The sequence below is a fragment of the Loktanella atrilutea genome, assembly GCF_900128995.1.
Taxonomy (GTDB): domain Bacteria; phylum Pseudomonadota; class Alphaproteobacteria; order Rhodobacterales; family Rhodobacteraceae; genus Loktanella; species Loktanella atrilutea.
The window spans coordinates 1-18,624 of sequence record NZ_FQUE01000001.1 but is presented as its reverse complement, the minus strand read 5'-3'; the positions used below and the strand labels follow the sequence as shown (position 1 = coordinate 18,624).

Annotated in this window: 21 protein-coding genes, 1 tRNA gene and 1 pseudogene; 8 read left to right on the top strand and 15 right to left on the bottom strand. The window is 65.0% G+C overall.

Going from position 1 to position 18,624, the window contains the following annotated elements; genetic code table 11:
• Positions 1-108 precede the first annotated feature (108 nt).
• Positions 109-1,839: a tetratricopeptide repeat protein gene (locus tag BUA54_RS00115; protein ID WP_245810526.1), complete on the top strand. Its 1,731-nt coding sequence runs from the start codon at positions 109-111 to the stop codon at positions 1,837-1,839.
• Entirely contained in the window at positions 1,836-2,699 is an 864-nt protein-coding gene (locus BUA54_RS00110; protein WP_072855193.1) for a 4-(cytidine 5'-diphospho)-2-C-methyl-D-erythritol kinase, read from the top strand. Before BUA54_RS00115 ends, BUA54_RS00110 begins: the two co-directional genes overlap by 4 nt.
• A 3-nt stretch (positions 2,700-2,702) precedes the next feature.
• On the opposite strand, the gene BUA54_RS00105 is transcribed toward BUA54_RS00110, so the two are convergent.
• Complete coding sequence (locus BUA54_RS00105; protein ID WP_072855192.1) at positions 2,703-3,701, bottom strand: polyprenyl synthetase family protein; 999 nt, start codon at positions 3,699-3,701, stop codon at positions 2,703-2,705.
• Positions 3,702-3,759: 58 nt separating this feature from the next.
• Here BUA54_RS00105 and BUA54_RS00100 point away from each other — a divergent pair, with 58 nt between their 5' ends.
• Complete coding sequence (locus BUA54_RS00100) at positions 3,760-3,975, top strand: putative signal transducing protein (protein ID WP_072855191.1); 216 nt, start codon at positions 3,760-3,762, stop codon at positions 3,973-3,975.
• Between the two features lie 222 nt (positions 3,976-4,197).
• Complete coding sequence (locus BUA54_RS00095) at positions 4,198-4,362, top strand: YdcH family protein (RefSeq protein WP_072855190.1); 165 nt, start codon at positions 4,198-4,200, stop codon at positions 4,360-4,362.
• Here the strand turns inward: BUA54_RS00095 and yddG are convergent.
• The 4 genes from yddG to BUA54_RS00075 form a co-directional block, all read right to left on the bottom strand.
• Positions 4,343-5,227 (bottom strand): aromatic amino acid exporter YddG, encoded by an 885-nt coding sequence (gene yddG, locus BUA54_RS00090; RefSeq protein WP_072855189.1) that lies wholly within the window; start codon positions 5,225-5,227, stop codon positions 4,343-4,345. The genes BUA54_RS00095 and yddG overlap by 20 nt on opposite strands.
• 67 nt (positions 5,228-5,294) lie before the next feature.
• Positions 5,295-6,017: an acetoacetyl-CoA reductase gene (gene phbB / locus BUA54_RS00085; protein ID WP_072855188.1), complete on the bottom strand. Its 723-nt coding sequence runs from the start codon at positions 6,015-6,017 to the stop codon at positions 5,295-5,297.
• A gap of 145 nt (positions 6,018-6,162) precedes the next feature.
• Positions 6,163-7,338 carry an acetyl-CoA C-acetyltransferase gene (locus tag BUA54_RS00080; protein ID WP_072855187.1) on the bottom strand — a complete coding sequence of 392 codons (1,176 nt, stop codon included), beginning with the start codon at positions 7,336-7,338 and terminating at the stop codon, positions 6,163-6,165.
• An 86-nt stretch (positions 7,339-7,424) separates the two neighbouring features.
• Complete coding sequence (locus BUA54_RS00075; protein WP_072855186.1) at positions 7,425-8,258, bottom strand: EAL domain-containing protein; 834 nt, start codon at positions 8,256-8,258, stop codon at positions 7,425-7,427.
• A gap of 84 nt (positions 8,259-8,342) precedes the next feature.
• Here BUA54_RS00075 and BUA54_RS00070 point away from each other — a divergent pair, with 84 nt between their 5' ends.
• Positions 8,343-8,912 carry a DNA-3-methyladenine glycosylase I gene (locus BUA54_RS00070; RefSeq protein WP_072855185.1) on the top strand — a complete coding sequence of 190 codons (570 nt, stop codon included), beginning with the start codon at positions 8,343-8,345 and terminating at the stop codon, positions 8,910-8,912.
• 29 nt (positions 8,913-8,941) lie between these two features.
• Here BUA54_RS00070 and BUA54_RS00065 read toward each other — a convergent pair whose 3' ends face one another.
• The 10 genes from BUA54_RS00065 to BUA54_RS00025 form a co-directional block, all read right to left on the bottom strand.
• Positions 8,942-9,385, bottom strand: coding sequence for a molybdenum cofactor biosynthesis protein MoaE (locus tag BUA54_RS00065; RefSeq protein ID WP_072855184.1), 444 nt, complete (start codon positions 9,383-9,385; stop codon positions 8,942-8,944).
• Entirely contained in the window at positions 9,385-9,630 is a 246-nt protein-coding gene (gene moaD, locus BUA54_RS00060) for a molybdopterin converting factor subunit 1 (RefSeq protein ID WP_072855183.1), read from the bottom strand. Before moaD ends, BUA54_RS00065 begins: the two co-directional genes overlap by 1 nt.
• A complete protein-coding gene (gene pgsA / locus BUA54_RS00055; protein WP_072855182.1) occupies positions 9,630-10,292 on the bottom strand; it encodes a CDP-diacylglycerol--glycerol-3-phosphate 3-phosphatidyltransferase in 663 nt (220 codons plus the stop codon). Before pgsA ends, moaD begins: the two co-directional genes overlap by 1 nt.
• Before the next feature lie 155 nt (positions 10,293-10,447).
• Positions 10,448-12,316, bottom strand: a complete 1,869-nt coding sequence (uvrC, locus tag BUA54_RS00050; protein WP_072855181.1) for an excinuclease ABC subunit UvrC — start codon at positions 12,314-12,316, stop codon at positions 10,448-10,450.
• A 287-nt stretch (positions 12,317-12,603) separates the two neighbouring features.
• Positions 12,604-13,380, bottom strand: a complete 777-nt coding sequence (locus BUA54_RS21485; protein WP_072855180.1) for an SDR family oxidoreductase — start codon at positions 13,378-13,380, stop codon at positions 12,604-12,606.
• A complete protein-coding gene (locus BUA54_RS21480) occupies positions 13,377-14,300 on the bottom strand; it encodes a calcium/sodium antiporter (RefSeq protein ID WP_072855179.1) in 924 nt (307 codons plus the stop codon). The genes BUA54_RS21485 and BUA54_RS21480 overlap by 4 nt, the downstream gene beginning before the upstream one ends.
• Positions 14,301-14,468: a hypothetical protein gene (locus BUA54_RS21110; protein WP_178352686.1), complete on the bottom strand. Its 168-nt coding sequence runs from the start codon at positions 14,466-14,468 to the stop codon at positions 14,301-14,303.
• Positions 14,469-15,263, bottom strand: coding sequence for a S49 family peptidase (locus BUA54_RS00035; RefSeq protein ID WP_072855178.1), 795 nt, complete (start codon positions 15,261-15,263; stop codon positions 14,469-14,471).
• A gap of 62 nt (positions 15,264-15,325) precedes the next feature.
• Complete coding sequence (locus BUA54_RS00030) at positions 15,326-16,087, bottom strand: ABC transporter permease (protein ID WP_072856061.1); 762 nt, start codon at positions 16,085-16,087, stop codon at positions 15,326-15,328.
• Between the two features lie 8 nt (positions 16,088-16,095).
• The gene (locus tag BUA54_RS00025; protein WP_072855177.1) at positions 16,096-17,022 is read right to left on the bottom strand and encodes an ABC transporter ATP-binding protein; all 927 of its coding nucleotides are present in this window, start codon (positions 17,020-17,022) and stop codon (positions 16,096-16,098) included.
• 302 nt (positions 17,023-17,324) lie between these two features.
• On the opposite strand from BUA54_RS00025, the gene BUA54_RS00020 reads away from it, so the two are divergent.
• The 3 genes and pseudogenes from BUA54_RS00020 to BUA54_RS20485 all read left to right on the top strand — a co-directional run.
• A tRNA-Asn gene (locus BUA54_RS00020) sits at positions 17,325-17,399 on the top strand.
• 285 nt (positions 17,400-17,684) lie between these two features.
• On the top strand, positions 17,685-18,110 hold the full coding sequence (locus BUA54_RS00015) for a hypothetical protein (RefSeq protein ID WP_143155311.1): 426 nt from the start codon (positions 17,685-17,687) through the stop codon (positions 18,108-18,110).
• 34 nt (positions 18,111-18,144) lie between these two features.
• Positions 18,145-18,624: pseudogene (locus tag BUA54_RS20485) on the top strand (transposase); the annotation flags it as partial.

Below are 18,624 nucleotides of genomic sequence, written 5' to 3'. Positions count from 1 at the left end.
GGCGGGCAAAGACCCGCCCGTTCAAGCCCCTGTGACGGGGCCGCGATTGCACAGGTGCCATGTGGGGCATAGGCTGCGCCTTGAACCAGAAGACAGGCGCACCCACACGTGAAAAGACTGATTTCGACCGGCGCGATCCTTGCGACCCTGATCGCGGCCGGCGCCGCGGCGCAAGACGCGCAGGCCCCCGCTGCGACCGGCACCGACACGCCCGACGCCGGCGCCTATCTGGCAGCCCGGAACGCGGCCAGCCGCAGCGACTATGCCGCCGCCGGCAAATGGTATGACGCGGCCCGCGTGGCGGACACCGACAATCCCGCCCTTCTGGAAGGCAGCGTCATCGCCGACCTCGCCATGGGGAACATCGACGCGGCAAAGCCGACGGCGCAGGCCCTGCGCGACGGCGGTTTCGCCAGTCAGGTCGGCAATATGGTCCTGATTGCCGACGCCGCGTTGCGGGACGACTGGACCGGCATCCTGGCAGACCTCGACGCGGGTCAAGGCGTCAGCCCGCTGTTCGACGGCCTGACGCGGGCCTGGGCAACGGTGGGCCTCGGCAACATGACAGAGGCGCTGACCGCCTTCGACGCGGTGATCGCGACCGACGGGATGGCGCCCTACGGTCGCTTTCACAAGGCGCTCGCCCTCGCCTCCGTCGGGGACTACGAAGGCGCCGACGCGATCCTGTCCGATCCCGGACCCGGCGCCACGGCCTTCAGCCCCCGCGCCGTCATCGCCCGCGCACAGGTGCTGTCGCAGATGGGCCGCAACGAAGACGCCACCGCCGCGCTCGAGGCCGCCTTCGGCCCCTCGCTGGACCCGGCCCTCGCCGACCTGCGAAAACGGCTGGCGGCCAAAGAAACGCTGCCCTTCGACATCGTGACCGACCCCCGTGATGGCGTGGCAGAGGTCGCATTCATGATTGCGAGCCTGCTCGCAGTCGAGACCCGCGACGACTATACCCTGCAATACGCGCGGGTGGCGCAGCTTCTGGCACCCCAGAACGCCGATGCCGCGATGCTGGCCGCGGCACTCCTGCAGAACCTCGGTCAATACGAACTGGCAGCGGCCGCCTTCGCGCAGGTGCCGCAGGACGCGCCGGCCTTCGTGAACGCCGAACTGGGGCGCATCGACACCCTGCGCAGCTCCGGCGATACCGCCGTCGCGACAGAGGTGGCGCAATCGCTTGCCCGTTCGCACCCTGACCTGCCCTACGTCCAGTCCAAACTGGGCGATGTCCTGCGCGATGCCGGTGACAAGACAGGGGCGATCGCCGCCTATACCGCAGCGCTCGACCTGTTCCCGGAGTCCGATCCCAACCGCTGGCTCGTCCTCTACACCCGCGGCGTCATCCACCACGACCTTGACCAATGGTCCGACGCAGAAGCGGACTTTCGCGCCGCCCTCGCCCTCAATCCCGACCAGCCGCAGGTCCTGAACTACCTTGGCTACTCCCTCGTAGAGCGAGGCGAGAAGCTGGACGAGGCCCTCGGCATGATCGAGCGTGCCGTCGCGGACCAGCCCGACAACGGCGCCATCGTGGATTCCCTTGGCTGGGTCTATTTTCAGCTTGGCCGCTACGAGGACGCCATCGACCCGATGGAAAAGGCCGCCTCACTGGAGGCGACCGACGCGGTCGTCAACGATCACCTTGGCGATGCCTACTGGGCCGTCGGCCGCCAGCGAGAGGCGCGCTTCCAGTGGCAACGCTCGCTGTCCTTCGATCCCGAGCCGGAGCTTGCGGCCCGCATCCGCGCGAAGCTCGCCCGCGGCCTTGACGCCGTGCGGGCCGATGAAGGGCTCGCGCCCACCCGCGTCGCCTCCGAACCCGCCCGATGAGCAGGCTGACCGCAGATGCCCCGGCCAAGGTGAACCTGACGCTGCACGTGACCGGTCAGCGCGACGATGGCTATCATACGCTCGATTCGCTCGTGGTCTTCGTCGATCTGGGTGACCGGCTGACCGTGCAGCCCGCCCCAGACCTGCGCCTGACCGTCGGCGGCCCATTTGCGCAAGGCGTGCCGACGGACGACCGCAACCTCGTGCTGCGCGCGGCCCATGCGCTGGCGCGGGTGCGCGGTGTCGACCGTGGCGCCGGGCTGCAGCTGGAAAAGAACCTGCCCCACGCGGCGGGCGTCGGCGGCGGGTCCGCGGACGCCGCAGCCGCGCTGACGCTGCTGGCGGCATTCTGGGACGTCACCCCCCTGCCCGCCGACCATCCAGAGGTGCTGGCCCTTGGCGCCGATGTGCCGGCCTGCCTGTCGGGGCCGGGCCCGTTGCACATGACCGGCACGGGCGATCACATCGCCCACGCGCCGGCCCTGCCCGACTGTGCGCTCGTCCTAGTCAATCCTCGGGTCAAAACCCCTACGCCGCAGGTCTTCAAGGCACTGGCATCGCGTCACAACGATCCCATGGCGGATCTGCCCCATGGCATGGCCTTCGACGATTTCGCGCACTGGCTGTCGCACCAGCGCAACGACCTGCTGGACACGGCCCGCAGCATGGCGCCGGATATCGACCGGGTGCTTGACCGGCTGCAGCGTCTGCCAGCGGTCAAGGCCGTCGGCCTGTCAGGCTCCGGTGCCACGTGCTGGGCACTGGTGCAAGACATGGCTGCGGCCCGGCTTACGGCCCGCGCGGTTCAGGTGGCAGAAATGGCGTGGTGGGTCGCCCCGGCCGCCGTGCAGCGCGCCTGAGCGTCAGACGAGGCGCGCCACCACATAGTCCGCCAGATCCGTCAGCATCTCGCGGATCTGGTGATCCGGCAGCGCTGCCAGCGCGGTCTTGGCCCTGTCCGCCCACATCAGCGCATCGTCACGCGTGCTGGCCAGCGTGCCGTGCCTGTCCAGCAAGGCCAGCGCCCGGTCCTGATCGCCCGCCTCGATCACGCGCTTTTCCAGCGTGCGGGTCCAGAACACGCGGTCCTCGGCGTCGCCCGCGGCAATCGCGCGGATCACGGGCAGTGTCATCTTGCCCTCTCGGAAATCGTCGCCGACGTTCTTGCCGATCCCGGCCCCGCCCTGCCAGTCCAGCAGGTCGTCGACGATCTGAAAGGCAATCCCCAGCGCATCGCCATAGTCATGCAGCGCCTTGACCTGATCCTCCGGCGCACCAGCGATGACGCCGCCCACCTCTGTCGCGGCGGAAAACAGCGCCGCGGTCTTGCCCCGCACGACCTTGAGGTAGGTTTCCTCTGTCGTCGCAATGTTGCGCGCCGCCGTCAATTGCAGGACCTCGCCCTCCGCTATCGTTGCCGCCGCATTGGCAAGGATATCCAGCACCCGCAGGCTGCCCGTCTCGACCATCAACTGAAAGCTGCGGGCAAAGAGGTAGTCGCCCACCAGCACGCTCGAGGTGTTGTCCCACAGCAGGTTCGCCGTCGGCCGCCCGCGCCGCTTGTCGCTTTCATCAACGACGTCGTCGTGCAGCAGGGTGGCGGTGTGGATGAACTCCACCGTCGCCGCCAGATGGACGTGGAAGGGTCCGTCGTAGCCGCAAAGCCGTGCCGCGGCGAGCGTCAGCATCGGCCGCAACCGTTTGCCGCCCGCGTTCACCAGATGTGCCGTCACTTCGGGAATGCGCGGCGCGTGTTCCGACGCCATGCGTGCCGCGATCATGTCGTTCACGGCGGCCATGTCCCCGGACAGCGCGGCAGCCAGCCGCTCGTGGGGTTTCGAAGCGGCGTGATCGAGGCTCATGACGGCAACTTTCGCAGGCTGAATGGACAAGGGCGCGGGCGCGACTTAGGTTTTGCCCATGAAAGAACTGCTGCGCACCAATGACCCGACCGTCATCGCCCTTGCGACCGCCCTTCTGGACGCCGAGGACATAACCTGTTTCCAGTTTGACGTAAACATGAGCATCCTCGACGGCAGCCTTGGCATATTGCCGCGCCGCGTCATGGTGGCAGACCGCGATCTGTTCTTGGCCCGCGCCGTGATGCGCGACGCGCAGATCGACACCTCGCCTTGATGCCGGGCCAGCGGCGGGCGCATATGGGCGCGCTGTCCGACATTGCGACCCCCATGGCGATCACGGCGACGGAGGTAGCGAAAAATTGCCGTGGCGAGATTAATCTCTTGGCAATAATTGCGTCTGAAACTGGGCAAACGGCAGGATCGGGCCAAACACCGTGACTTTGAAACCGGTCTGTGCTGGAATGTAACTGTTCAATGACAGCAAAAGGAGCCGACCATGAGCTTGAGTTCGCACGTTGAGGAACTGAAAAAGAAGCACCAGATCCTGTCCGAGTCGGTCGAATCGCTTCAGCGCCGCCCGGCGATCGACGATCAGGAGATCTCTCGCCTGAAAAAGCAGAAGCTGATGATCAAGCAAGCGATCACACGTCTGTCGGCGTAACGATCGGTCCTTTTGCACTGGCCCTTGCGGCCAGTGCAGCCCCACCGGCGATCAGGACCGTGGCCCCTGCCAGCGCCCATGTCGCGGGCGATTGACCCGCCAGAACCAGCACCATCGTCGACAGCACGGGTGCCGCATACGATGCGGTGCCAAGCACCTGGATATCCCCGGCCTTCACCCCGATGTCCCAGACGAAGAACGCCAGCCCCACCGGCCCAAGCCCCAGCCCGATGATCGCCAGCCAGCCGACGGCGGATGGTGCCACCGGGTTTTCCGTCACCATGTGAACCACGGCAGCCAGAACCGCGGTCGCGGCGCAGAATACCGTCACGCTCACCGTCGGCACGCCACCCAGCCGTCGGGACAGGACCGAATAGCCCGACCAGAACAGCGCGCACAGCAGCGCCAGCGCATAGCCGGCGAAGGCGCCCGTGCCCGCCACGCCGCGGCCGCCCAGAATGATCAGTGCAGCCCCCGCAAATCCCAGCACCGCCCCGGCGACGTGGCCGCGGCGCAGGGTCTCTCCCGGAAGCAGGCCTGACAGCAGCACGATTAGGAGCGGCCAAAGGTAGGCGATCAGCCCCGCCTCTGCCGGTGGTGCCAGCCGAAGCGCCGAAAAATAAAGCGCGTGATAGCCGAACAACCCGAAGGTTCCCATCGCGTAGACCGCCACCGGCACCTGTCGCAAACGTCCCAGCGTGCCCGTCGCCGCCCCCCAGACCAGACCGACACCCGCGCCCACCGCGAAGGTCAGCGCCGCGAGCTGGAACGGTGGCACCGGAGAGGTCAGCACCGTCAGAACCGCCAGCAGGGACCAGAGCAGTACGGCGATGAACCCCGTCAGTGTCGCACCCTTGCGTGTCATGTGATCCCCGCCATGCAAAAGGCCGGGGACTTACCCCGGCCTGTCGCGCCTAGCACGTCTTCGTGCCTCAGGCCATGTACTGCCCGCCGTTCGCGGTCAGCGTAGCCCCGGTGATGAAGGCTGCATCGTCGGAGGCGAGGAAGACCACCGCGCGGGCGATCTCCGCGGGTTCGCCCAGCCGGCCGACTGGAATGCCGCCCACGATGCTGTCCATGACTTTCTCGGGAATGGTGCTCATCATGTCGGTGTTGATATAGCCCGGGCATATCACGTTGACGGTAATCCCCGCGCGCGCGCCTTCCTGCGCCAGCGCCTTGGTGAACCCGATGTCACCGGCCTTGGCGGCGGAATAGTTCGCCTGCGCGAACTGGCCCTTCTGCCCGTTGATCGAACTGATCGTGATGATCCGCCCGAACTTGCGCTCGCGCATGCCGGGCCACACCGGATGGGTCATGTTGAAGACGCCTGTCAGGTTGGTGTCGATAACCTGGTTCCACTGGTCCGGCGTCATCTTGTGAAAGGGCGCGTCGCGGGTGATGCCCGCATTGTTCACCAGCACCTCGATCGGACCGAGGTCGGCCTCGATCCCCGCGATGCCCTCCTTGCAGGCGTCATAGCTGCCGACGTCCCACTTGTAGGTCTTGATGCCGTGCTCATCGGAAAAGGCCTTGGCCTTTTCGTCATTGCCCGCATAGGTCGCGGCGACGCTGTATCCGGCCTCCTTCAGTGCGGTTGCAATGGCCGCGCCGATGCCGCGCGTCCCCCCTGTGACAAGTGCCACTCGAGCCATGTGTCTTTCCTCCCTTGATCGTCACTTCAGTGTAAAGAGCAATAATGTTGCGTCCACCGGTTTCGTTGTGGTTCTCTGTTTCGGATCTCCGGCTGTTGGTGAAGCGCTTATGCTCGCGCCCCAGGTGGGACGCGGGCGAAGGCGGTCAGGGCCGCTCGACGCACATGGCGACACCCATGCCGCCGCCGATGCACAGTGTCGCAAGGCCCTTCTTCACGCCGCGGCGCTGCATCTCGAACAGCAGGGTGTTCAAAACCCGGGCGCCCGAGGCGCCGATCGGATGACCGATAGCGATGGCGCCGCCGTTCACGTTCACGATCTCGGGGTCCCAGCCCATCTCCTTGTTTACCGCACAGGCCTGCGCGGCGAACGCCTCGTTCGCCTCGACCAATTCGAGGTCTGCCGCTTTCCAGCCCGCTTTCTCCAGCGCCTTGCGCGAGGCAAAGATCGGGCCGACGCCCATGATCTTGGGATCGAGACCGGCCGTTGCGTAGGACACGATCCGCGCCAGTGGCTCGATCCCGCGCTTCTCCGCCTCCTCCGCCGTCATCAGCAGGCAGCCGGCGGCGCCGTCGTTCAGGCCAGAGGCATTGGCCGCCGTGACCGATCCGTCCTTGGCAAAGGCGGGACGCAGCTTCTGCATCGCCTCGATCGTGGCGCCGTGGCGGATGTATTCGTCGCTGTCCATCACCACGTCGCCCTTGCGGGTCTTGATGGTGAAGGGAATGATCTCGTCCTTGAACTTGCCGGCCTTCTGCGCGGCCTCGGCCTTGTTCTGCGATCCGACGGCGAATTCATCCTGCTGATCACGACTGATCTGGTACTTCTCGGCCACATTCTCTGCCGTCTGACCCATGTGATAGCCGTTGAAGGCGTCCCACAGACCGTCCTTGATCATCGTATCGATGTAGGTCACGTCGCCCATCTTGTGGCCCTGACGCAGGTTGGCCGCGTGGGGCGACATCGACATGTTCTCCTGCCCGCCAGCGGCGACGATCGTGGCGTCACCCAGCTGGATATGCTGCGCGGCGATCGCCACGGCCCGCAGGCCCGACCCGCAGACCTGGTTGATCGACCAGGCCGCGGACTCGATCGGAAGCCCCGCGTTGATATGCGCCTGACGCGCCGGGTTCTGCCCCTGCGCCGCGGTCAGCACCTGACCCAGAATCGTCTCGCTCACCTCGGACTTGTCGATCCCGGCGCGCTCCACGATGCCCTCCAGCATGGCGGCCCCCAGATCGTGGGCAGGCGTTGCGGCGAACGAGCCGAGGAAACTTCCGACAGCGGTGCGCCCGGCGGACGCGATCACGACATTGGTCATGTTAACCCTTTCTAGCGGTTGCAGGCCGCGAAGCAGGCATGACGTCGTCCCCCCTCCGCGTCTTGCACCCGAATGTATGCCGCACGTCAGGGAAGGGCAACTCGAACCAAGTCGTCGATTTCGAACCGGGGGGCGCCGAAGTGATAGCCCTGCATACAGTCGACCGGAATTCCCTGCAGCCATCGCGCGTCCTGGGCATTCTCCACCCCCTCGACGATCGCGAACATCTCGAACTGGTGGGCCACGGTCACCAGCGCCTCCACCAGCACCTGATTGTCGGGGTCGCCGGCGATCCCCTTCACGAAGGTCTTGTCGACCTTCACCATGTCGAAGAAGAAATCCTTCAGGTGCCGGAAGGCCGTCATCCCGCCGCCGAAGCCGTCCAGCGCAAAGGCCACGCCACGCGGTTGCATGTCCTGCATGAAGTGCATGACGACCTCGTGCAGCATCATGGCAGAAGCTTCGCTGATCTCGAAGATCAGACGCTCGCCCAGCGCGCCGCGTTCCGCCAGCCCGGCTTCCAGCGTCTGGCGCCAGCGCCAGTCGCCCAGCGACCGGGCCGAGACGTTGACCGACAGCCGCATCGCCGGGTTCTGCCGCAGCATCCGCAGGGCAAGGTCCAGCGTCAGCACGTCGATCCGGCGCCCGATCTCCGTATTCGTCACCTGCGGCATGAAATTGGCGGCAGGAATGACCCGCCCCGCATCGTCCAGCAGCCGGATCAGCCCTTCGTGAAAGGCTGTCCGCGCGGGGTCCGCCGCCATGACGATCGGCTGAAAGGCCAGCTTTGCCTGCCCCCGGTCCAGCGCGCGCGACACGAGTTGCGGCGTATCCGCATCGCGGCTGGCAAAGGCGTACTGCAGCGGATCGGCGAAATCATCGTCCCCTGCGGGCGTCGGGTGAAGGCGGGTCTGCGACATGGCATGCGATCCAATTCCGGGCCTTGCCACAGTGCCGCCTGCCGCCTAACACCGGGTTAAGACATCCCCGCCAGAGGTCACCTCATGCCACCGATCCGCTGCGCCTGGGCGGGCGACGACCCGCTCTACCAGGCCTACCACGACACCGAATGGGGCGTGCCCGAATACGACAGCCGCGCGCTGTGGGAAAAGCTCGTGCTCGACGGCTTTCAGGCCGGGCTGTCGTGGATCACGATCCTGCGCAAGCGCGACAACTTCCGCGCCGCCTTTGCCGGCTTCGACCCCGACATCATCGCAGCATGGGGCGAGCCCGAAATCGCCCGCCTGCTGGCCGACCCCGGCATCATCCGCCACCGGGGCAAGATCGCCGCGACGATCACCAACGCGCAGGCCTGGCAGCGGATCGAGGCGCAGCAGGGATTCGACCGCTTCCTGTGGGACTACGTGGACGGCAGCCCGCTGCAGACCCACCGTGCCACGATGGCCGACGTGCCGGCCTTCACACCGCTCTCCACGCAAATCTCGAAGGACCTCAAGAAGGCGGGCTTCCGGTTCTGCGGACCGACGATCGTCTACGCGTTCATGCAGGCCTGCGGGCTGGTGAACGACCACATCGTCCCCTGCCACCGCCACGATCCGTTAACAAACCCCTGACGCAACGCGCGTCTTCCCTGCGGATAAGGTCAGGACCAGCGGTCCAGCGCATCCTCGTCGGCGGCCTTGGCGGCGACCCAGTCCGCACCCTCCGCCGTGACTTCCTTCTTCCAGAAGGGCGCCCGCGATTTCAGGTAGTCCATCAGGAAATCCGCCGCGGCAAAGGCCGCAGCCCGATGCGGCGCCGCCGTGGCCACCATCATGATCGCGGCCCCCGGCGCCAGCTGTCCGAACCGGTGGATCACCAGCGCATCGGCCAGATCCCACCGCACCCGCGCTTCTGCCACGATGCCCGTGATCGCCTTTTCCGTCATGCCCGGATAATGCTCGATCAGCATGTCCCGCAGCCCACCGTCAACATCGCGCACGATTCCGGTAAAACTCACGACGGCCCCCGCCCCCGCGACAGCGCCGGTAAAGGCGTTCAGCTCCGCCCCAGCGTCAAAGACCGCATCCTGCACCCGGACCGGCATCAGCCGCCCGTCATCGGGGGAAAGAACGCGACCTCGCGCACTCCGGCCAGCGGCGCGTCGAAATCCGCCAGCACCTGGTCAAGGGCGACCCGCAGCGCGGTCGTATCCGCAAAGGCCGCATCGTAGCGCGCCTCGCGCGCCCGCAACTCGGTAACCAGATCCTTCACCGTGGCGGCCTGTGTCTCCACCCGCTCGCGGGGCAGGCCGATGCGTTCGCGCACCCATGCAAAGTACAGCACGTCCATCACGCGTCCCTCAGATAAGGCATGGCCTTGCGAAAGTAGTCCCAGCCCGTCAGCAGGGTCAATGCGGCCGCCAGCCACAGGACCGTGATCCCCAGATACCAGCTCAGCATCATGCCCCAGTCCTTCCAGACCAGCCCCAGCTCGTCGGGGATGTTGCCCGCGAGCACGTTGTCCCGCATCTGCCGGTCCATGCCGAAGGTCTGCATGCCCAGATAATGCTCGAAGGCGCCGGTGGCGAACAGCAGCGCGATTCCGACCATCTGCGCCGTCGTCTTCCACTTGGCCAGCTGCGTGACCTTCAGCAGCCCCGCCGTCGCCCCCAGGAATTCGCGCAGGCCCGACACGAAGACCTCGCGGAAGATGATGAAGGTCGCCGGCAGCAGGATCCAGGGGTTCATCCCCGAAAACCCGGTGATGACCAGCAGCGCGATCACCACCATCGCCTTGTCGGCGATCGGATCCAGCATCGCGCCGAACTTGCTTTCCTGCTTCCACGCCCGGGCCAGGTAGCCATCGACGAAATCCGTCAGCGCCGCGCCGACGAAAAGCACGAGCGCGAACCAGTCCGCCCAGGGGCGCGCGAAGAACAGGAACATCACCGCCACGGCGGGGGCCGCCAGCAGGCGCAGGATCGTCAGGATATTGGGCACGTTCAAAGTCATGGCCGCACCCTACCCGCCGCCCGCGCGATACGCCAGACGACGCGATGCGGTCCCGCCCTTCTTCTCGTCGCAAATACCTCGGGGGGAGTCGGCTTGCCGACGGGGGGCTGGCCCCCCTCCGATTTTTCTAGAAAAATCGGCACCCTCACAAACCCTCAGCCATTCTCGTGAAAGTAGTCGTAGATCGTCTGTGCCATGGTCTGGCTGATTCCGCCCACCGCCTGCAGGTCGCCGACATTGGCCCGCGCCACCGCCTTGGCCGACCCGAAATGTGCCAGCAACGCGCGCTTGCGCGTGGCACCCACCCCCGGCACGTCGTCGAGAGGCGTGGCCCCGATCGCCTTGGCGCGCTTGGCACGGTGCGTCCCTATGGCGAAGCGGTGGACCTCGTCGCGCATCCGCTGGATGAAATAGAGCACGGGATCGTTGTGCCGCAGCGCCATCACGCTTTTGCCGGTGCGGTGGAACTCCTCCTTGCCGGCGTCCCGGTCGATGCCCTTGGCGACACCGACCATCGGCACGTCGCCGACGCCAAGATTCTCCATGATCTCGCGCACGGCACTCACCTGCCCCGCGCCGCCGTCGATCAGCAGCAGGTCCGGCCATGTGCCGCCCTTGCGCTCCGGGTCCTCCTTCAGCAGGCGCTGGAACCGGCGGGTCAACACTTCCTTCATCATGCCGAAGTCGTCGCCGGGCACCAGATCCTCGCCGCGGATGTTAAACTTGCGATACTGGTTCTTCTCGAACCCCTCGGGGCCCACGACGACCATCGCGCCCACGGCAAAGCTGCCCTGGATGTGACTGTTGTCGTAAACCTCGATGCGCCGCGGTGTCTTCTCGAGGTCGAACGCTTCGGCCACGCCCTTCAGCAGTCGCCCCTGCGTCGCCGTCTCGCTCATCTTGCGCGCAAGGCTTTCGCGGGCGTTGCGCAGGGCGCCCTGCACCAGCTCCGCCTTCTCGCCGCGCTGCGGCACCATGATCTCGACCTTGCGGCCCAGCTTCTCGCCCAGCGCCTGCGCCATCAATTCGGTGTCGTCCAGCCCGTGGGACAGGATCAGCATCTTCGGCGGCTCGCGGTCGGCGTAGAACTGGCCGACGAAGGCCTCCATCACCTCGGTCGGGTCCTCGTCCCCGCTGATCCGGGGATAGTAGTCGTGGTTGCCCCAGTTCTGGTTCGCGCGGATGAAGAAGACCTGAACACAGGCCTGCCCGCCGTCGATGTGCAGGCCGATGATGTCGGCCTCCTCGACGTGCTTGGGATTGATGCCCTGCGTGGTCTGCACCTGCGTCAGCGCCTTGATCCGGTCGCGCATCGCCGCGGCGCGCTCGAACTCCATCGCCTCCGACGCCCTGGCCATCTCGGCGGCCAGCGTCTCCTGAATGCCCTTGGTCCGGCCGGACAGGAAGGCCTGCGCATTGCGGACGGACGCACGGTAGTCCTCCTTGCTGACCAGATCGCAACACGGACCGGAGCAGCGCTTGATCTGGTACTGCAGGCAGGGCCGCGTCCGCGTCTCGAAGTCCTGGTCAGAGCAGTTGCGCAGCAGGAACACCCGCTGCAACTGGTTCAGCGTCCGGTTCACCGCCCCCGCGCCAGCGAAGGGGCCGTAGTAATCGCCCTTCTCGGTCTTGGCGCCCCGGTGCTTCTTGATCTGCGGCCAGTCGTGGCCCGTGGTGACAAGGATGTTCGGAAACGACTTGTCGTCGCGCAGCAGCACGTTGTAGCGCGGCTTCAGCTGCTTGATCAGGTTCTGCTCCAGCAGCAGCGCTTCGGTCTCGGTCCGGGTGGTCAGGACCATCATCGCCTGCGTCTCGCGGATCATCCGGGCGATGCGCCCCGAATGCTGACCGCGCCGGCTATAGCTCGTGACCCGCGCCTTCAGGTTGCGCGCCTTGCCGACGTAAAGCACACGGCTTTCGCCATCCAGCATCCGGTAGACCCCGGGCGAGGCGTCCAGCGTCTTCACGAAGGCCGCGATATAGGCGTAGCCCGTCAGGGCGGCGCTTGTCTTGGTCTCGGTCATCCGTAGGTCCGTGATTCTGGGAGTGGCTGCAATGTTAACGCAATCGGGACAAGACGAAAGGCATCCACGGAATCTGTGGATAACTGCGGGGGCACTTTGCTGTGAGGTCGAATTTTACGTTGCATCTCTGGCACTTCATCACTTTGCCGCATTTATGGGCGGTTCTGTATCCCGCTGTTTTCGTTAGACATATTTGTGAAGGTTTTGTGAAGGAGCGTCTGACGCAGATTAAGGAAGCCTAACGGCGCCCCGCGGATGTCAAGGTGCACAACTTGCGTCAAAGCAGTTTATTCAAGGCCCAGCACATCGGGCGTCTGCCATCCTAGATGCTGACCACCGTCAACGGCAATCATCTGCCCCGTGACGGCCTTCGCGTTCAAAAGGTAGACGAGCGCGGTGCAAATATCGTCCGCGTCAGCACCGCGACCGAGGATCGTCGCGGCGCGCTGGCGCTTGAAATGGTCCTCTGACTGGCGGCTGCCCTTCAGCGTGGGACCGGGTCCGATTCCGTTGACGCGCACGCGGGGGGCGAGGCCCTGCGCCGCCGTGCGGGTCAAGGTCCAGAGGCCCATCTTGGCCAAGGTGTAGGTCATGAAGGCGGGCGTCAGCTTGTGTACGCGCTGGTCCAGCATGTTGACGATCAGGCCCTGCGCCACCGGTTCGCCCCGGTCGTCGGTCACCGGATCAGGCACCTGTGCGGCAAAGCCCTGCGTCAGCACGAAGGGCGCGCGCAGGTTCGACCCGATGTGCCGGTCCCAGCTGTCGCGGGTGGCACTCTGGATCGTGTCGTAATCGAAGATCGAGGCGTTGTTGACCAGCACCGTCAGCGGCCCGCCCAGCCCCTTTGCGGCCCGGCCGACCAGCGCTGCGGTCGCTTCCTCTTCCAGCAGGTCGGCCTGCAGGGTGACAGCGTGCCGCCCCCGGTCCCGGATCTGGGCAGCCGTTTCCTCTGCCCCCTTGGCATTGCCGGCGTAGTGCACGGCGACGTCGTGACCGTGGTCGGCCAGCGTCAGCGCCATCGCGCGGCCCAGACGCGACCCGGCTCCGGTGACCAGCGCCCTCACAGGATGCTCCAGACATAGACGGCATAGGCCGCCGTCAGGCCGACGCCCCAGACCCGCGTCAGGTTGCGGCCCATGAAGACCAGCGGGATCATCAGAAGTGCAGCCCCCAGCATGACCCACAGATCGAAGGTCAGGAACTGGTCGTCCACCGGCACCGGACCCACCAAGGTGGCGATGCCCATGATGCCGAGGATGTTGAACAGGTTCGACCCGACCACGTTGCCCAGCGCCACGTCCGCCTGCCGCCGCAGGGCCGCCATGACGGTCGTCGCAAGCTCCGGCAGGGACGTGCCGACGGCCACCAGCGTCAGGCCGATCACGCTGTCGGACAGGCCGAAGTCCTGCGCGATAACCGTGGCGCCCCGGATCAGCAGTTCCGACCCGATCGGCAGGCCGATGAGGCCGATCACGAGGAACAGGATGATCTTGCCCCATGCCATCGACGGATCCGCGCCCTCGACCTCTGGCGGGGCGGGACTGCGGCGGGCCTTCAGGACGGCATCGACCAGCATCGCCGCCAGACCGGCCAGCAGGATCAGGCCGCTGATCCAGTTCAGGGGTCCGAAGAAGCACAGCACGATGAACAGGACCGAGGCGGCCAGCATCTGCAGGTAGCTGGCGCGCACGTCCGATTCAGAGGTGTGGATCACCGCCAGCAGCGCCGGAATCCCAAGCACCAGCAGCACGTTGGCTGTGTTCGACCCTACCACGTTGCCCAGCGCCAGCCCCGGGAAGCCGTCGAGGATCGACTGCACCGAAATGAGGAGTTCGGGGGCAGAAGTGCCGAAGGCCACGATGGTCAGCGACAAGATCAGCGCGGGCACGCCAAGGCGCAGCGCAAGGTTCACGGCGCCCTTCACGAGGCTGTCGCCGGCGAGGATCAGGATGATCAGACCGCCGGCGGCGAGGATCCATTCCATTCAGGGTCGTCCTTTTTCACAGGCGCAGGGGCCCTTGCCGATGTTGTAGCGCCCGCACTTCGGGCATTTGGCCGCCGCAAGCGACTTCTGCCCCGGGAACCGCCATTTACCGAACAGCCCAAGCACGAAGAAGAAGACGAGGAAGAGCGCCGCGACCTTGATGAGCATCTAGAGACCGAACCGGGCAAAGGCGGTACGATCCTCGATCGAGGCGATGGCGTCGCCCATGATCCGCGCGCCGAGGCGGGCGAAAAGCGACTTCTTCGGCCCGTAGCGCCGGAACTTCACCTTGTCGCCGTGCATCGCCTTCATCACCGGGATCAGGTGACCGATGCCGTCGATCAGGCCCTTGTCCTCTGCCTTGCGGCCGATCCAGACCTCGCCCGAGAAGATCGCGGGATCGTCGTCAAGCAACGCCTCGCGCCGCGACTTGACGTAGTCGATGAAGATCTCGTGCAGGTCGGTCAGCCAGCCTTCGAGCTTCTGCACGTCCTCCGGCTTTTCGGGCCGGAACGGATCGAGCATGGACTTGCTGGTGCCCGCCGTGTGGACACGGCGTTCGACGCCGTAGCGATCGATCAGGTCATGAAAGCCGAAGCCCGCCGCGATGACGCCGATGGACCCCACGAGGGATCCCACGTCCGCATAGATCTCATCCGCCGCGCAGGCGAGCCAGTAGCCGCCGGAGGCCGCGACATCCTCGACGAAGGCGATGACGGGCACGTCATGGTCCTGGCTCAACCGCCGGATGCGCGCGGCGATCAGCGAGGATTGGACCGGGCTGCCGCCGGGACAGTTGATCTGCAGGGCGACGGCCTTGGGTTTGCCCCGTGTGAACGCCTTCTGCAGGACGGCGGCGAGCGACGGATCGTCCAACCCCCGGCCCGCGGTGGTGATGGCGCCTTGCAGGCGGACGACATTGACCAGCGGGTCGCGGTTCAGAAAGGGGATTTTCAGTTTCATCCCCCCGATCTAGGGCCCCTGCCCCAGCCCCGCAAGGCTTTGCCGCCGCGGTGTTGCGCGCCTTACTGGCGGATGCGCCAACCGGTGCTGAAGATCCACCAGATGGCGGTCAGGCAGGCCCCCATGAACAGGCTGATCGCCAGCAGGGACAGGCCCACCGGCACGTCGGCGGCGTCGAAGAACGCCCAGCGGAAACCGCTGATCAGATAGACGACCGGGTTGAACATGGTGATGGTCTGCCAGACCGGCGGCAGCATGGTGACGGAATAGAAGGACCCGCCAAGGAATACGAGCGGGGTGATGATCAGCAGGGGAATCAGCTGCAACTGCTCGAAATTGCCCGCCCAGATGCCGATGATGAAACCCAGCAGCGCAAAGCTGACGCAGGTCATCACGAGGAAGGCCACCATCCAGACCGGATGCGCCACCTGAATATCGACGAAGAAGAAGGCGGTGATGAAGATGATCGCCCCGATGAACAGCGCCTTTGTCGCCGCGGCCCCGACGTAGCCGATGGTGATCTCGATGAAGTTCACGGGGGCCGACAGCAGTTCGTAGATCGTGCCGATGAACTTCGGGAAATAGATGCCGAAGCTGGCGTTGCTGGTCGATTGGGTCATCACGCTCAGCATGATAAGGCCCGGCACGATGAAGGCGCCGTAGCTCACGCCCTCGACGGTGTCGATGCGGCTGCCGATGGCGGTGCCGAAGACCACGAAGTAAAGTGACGTGGACAGCACCGGAGAGACCAGCGACTGCGTGATCGTGCGGAAGAAGCGGGCCATCTCGAAGCGGTAGATGGATTTGATCGCGGTCAGGTTCATGGCCATGATTATGCGTCGTCCTTTACCAGCCCGACGAAGATGTCCTCGAGGCTGCTTTGCTGGGTCTGCAGGTCGGTCATCACCAGACCCGCATCGTTCATTTCGTTCAGCAGGCGGCGGATGCCGGTGCGTTCGTGGCGCGTGTCGTAGGTATAGACCAGCACGGTGCCGTCCTTTTCCAGCGCGAGGTCATAGTCCGACAGGCTGGAGGGAATCGTGGTCGCCCGCTCCGCCAGATCGACGCGCAGCTGTTTCTTGCCCATCTGGCTCATCAGTTCGGCCTTGTCCTGCACCAGCAGGATCTGCCCCTTGCTGATGACACCGACGCGGTCGGCGATGGCCTCCGCCTCCTCGATGTAATGGGTGGTCAGGATGATCGTGACGCCCGTGGCCTTCAGGTCGGCCACGACGTTCCACATGTCGCGGCGCAGTTCCACGTCGACGCCTGCCGTGGGCTCGTCGAGGAAGAGCACGCGCGGTTCGTGCGCCAGCGCCTTGGCGATCAGCACGCGGCGCTTCATGCCGCCCGACAGTTCCTTGACCTTCGACTTTGCCTTGTCGTCGAGCGACAGGGATTTCAGGATCGCCGCGACCTTGGCATCGTCGCGGGGCTTGCCGAACAGCCCGCGGGAAAAGGCGACGGTGTTCTGCACCGTCTCGAAGGGTTCGAGGTTGATCTCCTGCGGGACCAGCCCGATCAGGCTGCGGGCCTGACGGTATTCCAGCACCGTGTCAAAGCCGCCGACGCTGACCGTGCCAGAGGTCGGCACGGTGATGCCGCAGATGGTAGAGATCAGCGTCGTCTTGCCCGCCCCGTTGGGCCCGAGCAGCGCGAGGATCTCGCCCTCCTCGATATCGAGGTTGACCGATTTCAGCGCCTCGAACCCGGTATCGTAGGTCTTGCGCAGGTTCTTGACGGACACGATCGCGGCCATGGCGGATCCTTTCGGAATGTTCGCACGCAACATAGGGCCAGTCGCGCGCCTGTGATAGGTGCGTCAGCGCACAGCGCAGTGGCCATGCCGATACGTTTGCACAGCAGACATGTGGCTGCCGGGGTAAGCGCATATGCATTCAGACCTGCAAATGGACCGCTCGTGCCCGCCATTTCACGCTGTCAGCGACCCTTGCTTCACCCGCTCGCACGACGCAAAGGAAACCCATCGAAAGAACTCTTCTTTTCTACAGAATGGGTCTGGACGCGCCAAAACCCGGTTGTTATAGCAGCCCCAGGTTTTCCGACGTAGCTCAGCGGTAGAGCAGTTGACTGTTAATCAATTGGTCGTAGGTTCGATCCCTACCGTCGGAGCCAATATCACCGTAAGTTGTTGATTTTACTGGCTACTTCTCTTGTAGCTGCGATGTGTCAGACATGGGTGTCACACTTCGCGTTTTGGCCAGACGAGCGTCGCTCCAGCTTCGGAGCCGCCACATGGGTTATGATCGACATCTTTTTCGCCGCGGCGTGGTCTGGCAATGGCGCAGACGCGTCTGTGGGTTTTCCACAGGAACCTGTGTCCTCCAACTCTCTCTGCGCACGACAGATCGTCGGCTTGCGAGTAGACTTGCACGTGAGATGAGCGTGGAGTGCGATCGCATGTTAAATACGGCAGACGTGAGGGCCCTTGGCCAGCGAGACCTTACAAACTGGGCCAAGCAAGTTTTTGCGCAAAAGCTTGATGGACTGACCAACAGCCAACAGATTGCGCGCATCTCGGCCAGTGGCCCGGACGCGGCCGATAATCTGCTTTGGGATGAGGCGGCGGTCAGGGCCTGGAATCTCATTGAAGCAAATGGCATCAACGTCAAATGGCCAACACACCAAACTCCTGACAGCGTCTTGATGTCTGCTGCGGAAGCGGATGCGTTACAACGTGTGCTTACCCTTCTAACGAACAGTTTGAAGACCCCCGCGAAGGCGGCAGAACTGAAGACATCGTTCGAGGCTGCCACCGGTCAACCGGCTCCGGCTGCTCAGCACGTCGTCCAGTTGACCTGCCCCCCGCAATATCCCTCAGCCTGATGTAGAGTTTGCTCAACCGTGAAGGAGCAGACGAATGAGAAAGAGCCGTTTCACCGAGGCGCAGATAATCGGGATGATCAAGGAGCAGGAGGCGGGCTTGCAGACAGTTGAGGTGTGCCGCAGGCATGGTCTGAGCCCGGCGACGTTCTACAAACTGAAGTCCAAGTATGGCGGCATGGAGGTTTCCGATGCCGCCAAGCTGAAGACACTGGAAGACGAGAACGCCAAGCTTAAGCGCCTGCTGGCCGACACCATGCTCGACAATGTCGTCCTGAAGGATCTGTTGGGAAAGAACTGACGACGCTGACCAAGCGGCGAGAGGCAGCGCTCAGGGCAATGCGGGATCACGATATCTCGCAGCGTCGGGCCTGCCAGCTGGTCGGTGTCGATCCCAAGACGGTCCGGCGCACACGCCCGCAGGACTGTCCAGAGATCCGCGAGGAGATGAAGGAGATCGCCGGGAAGCGGCGCCGGTTCGGTTATCGCCGGATCGGCATTCTGCTCGAGCGCAAGG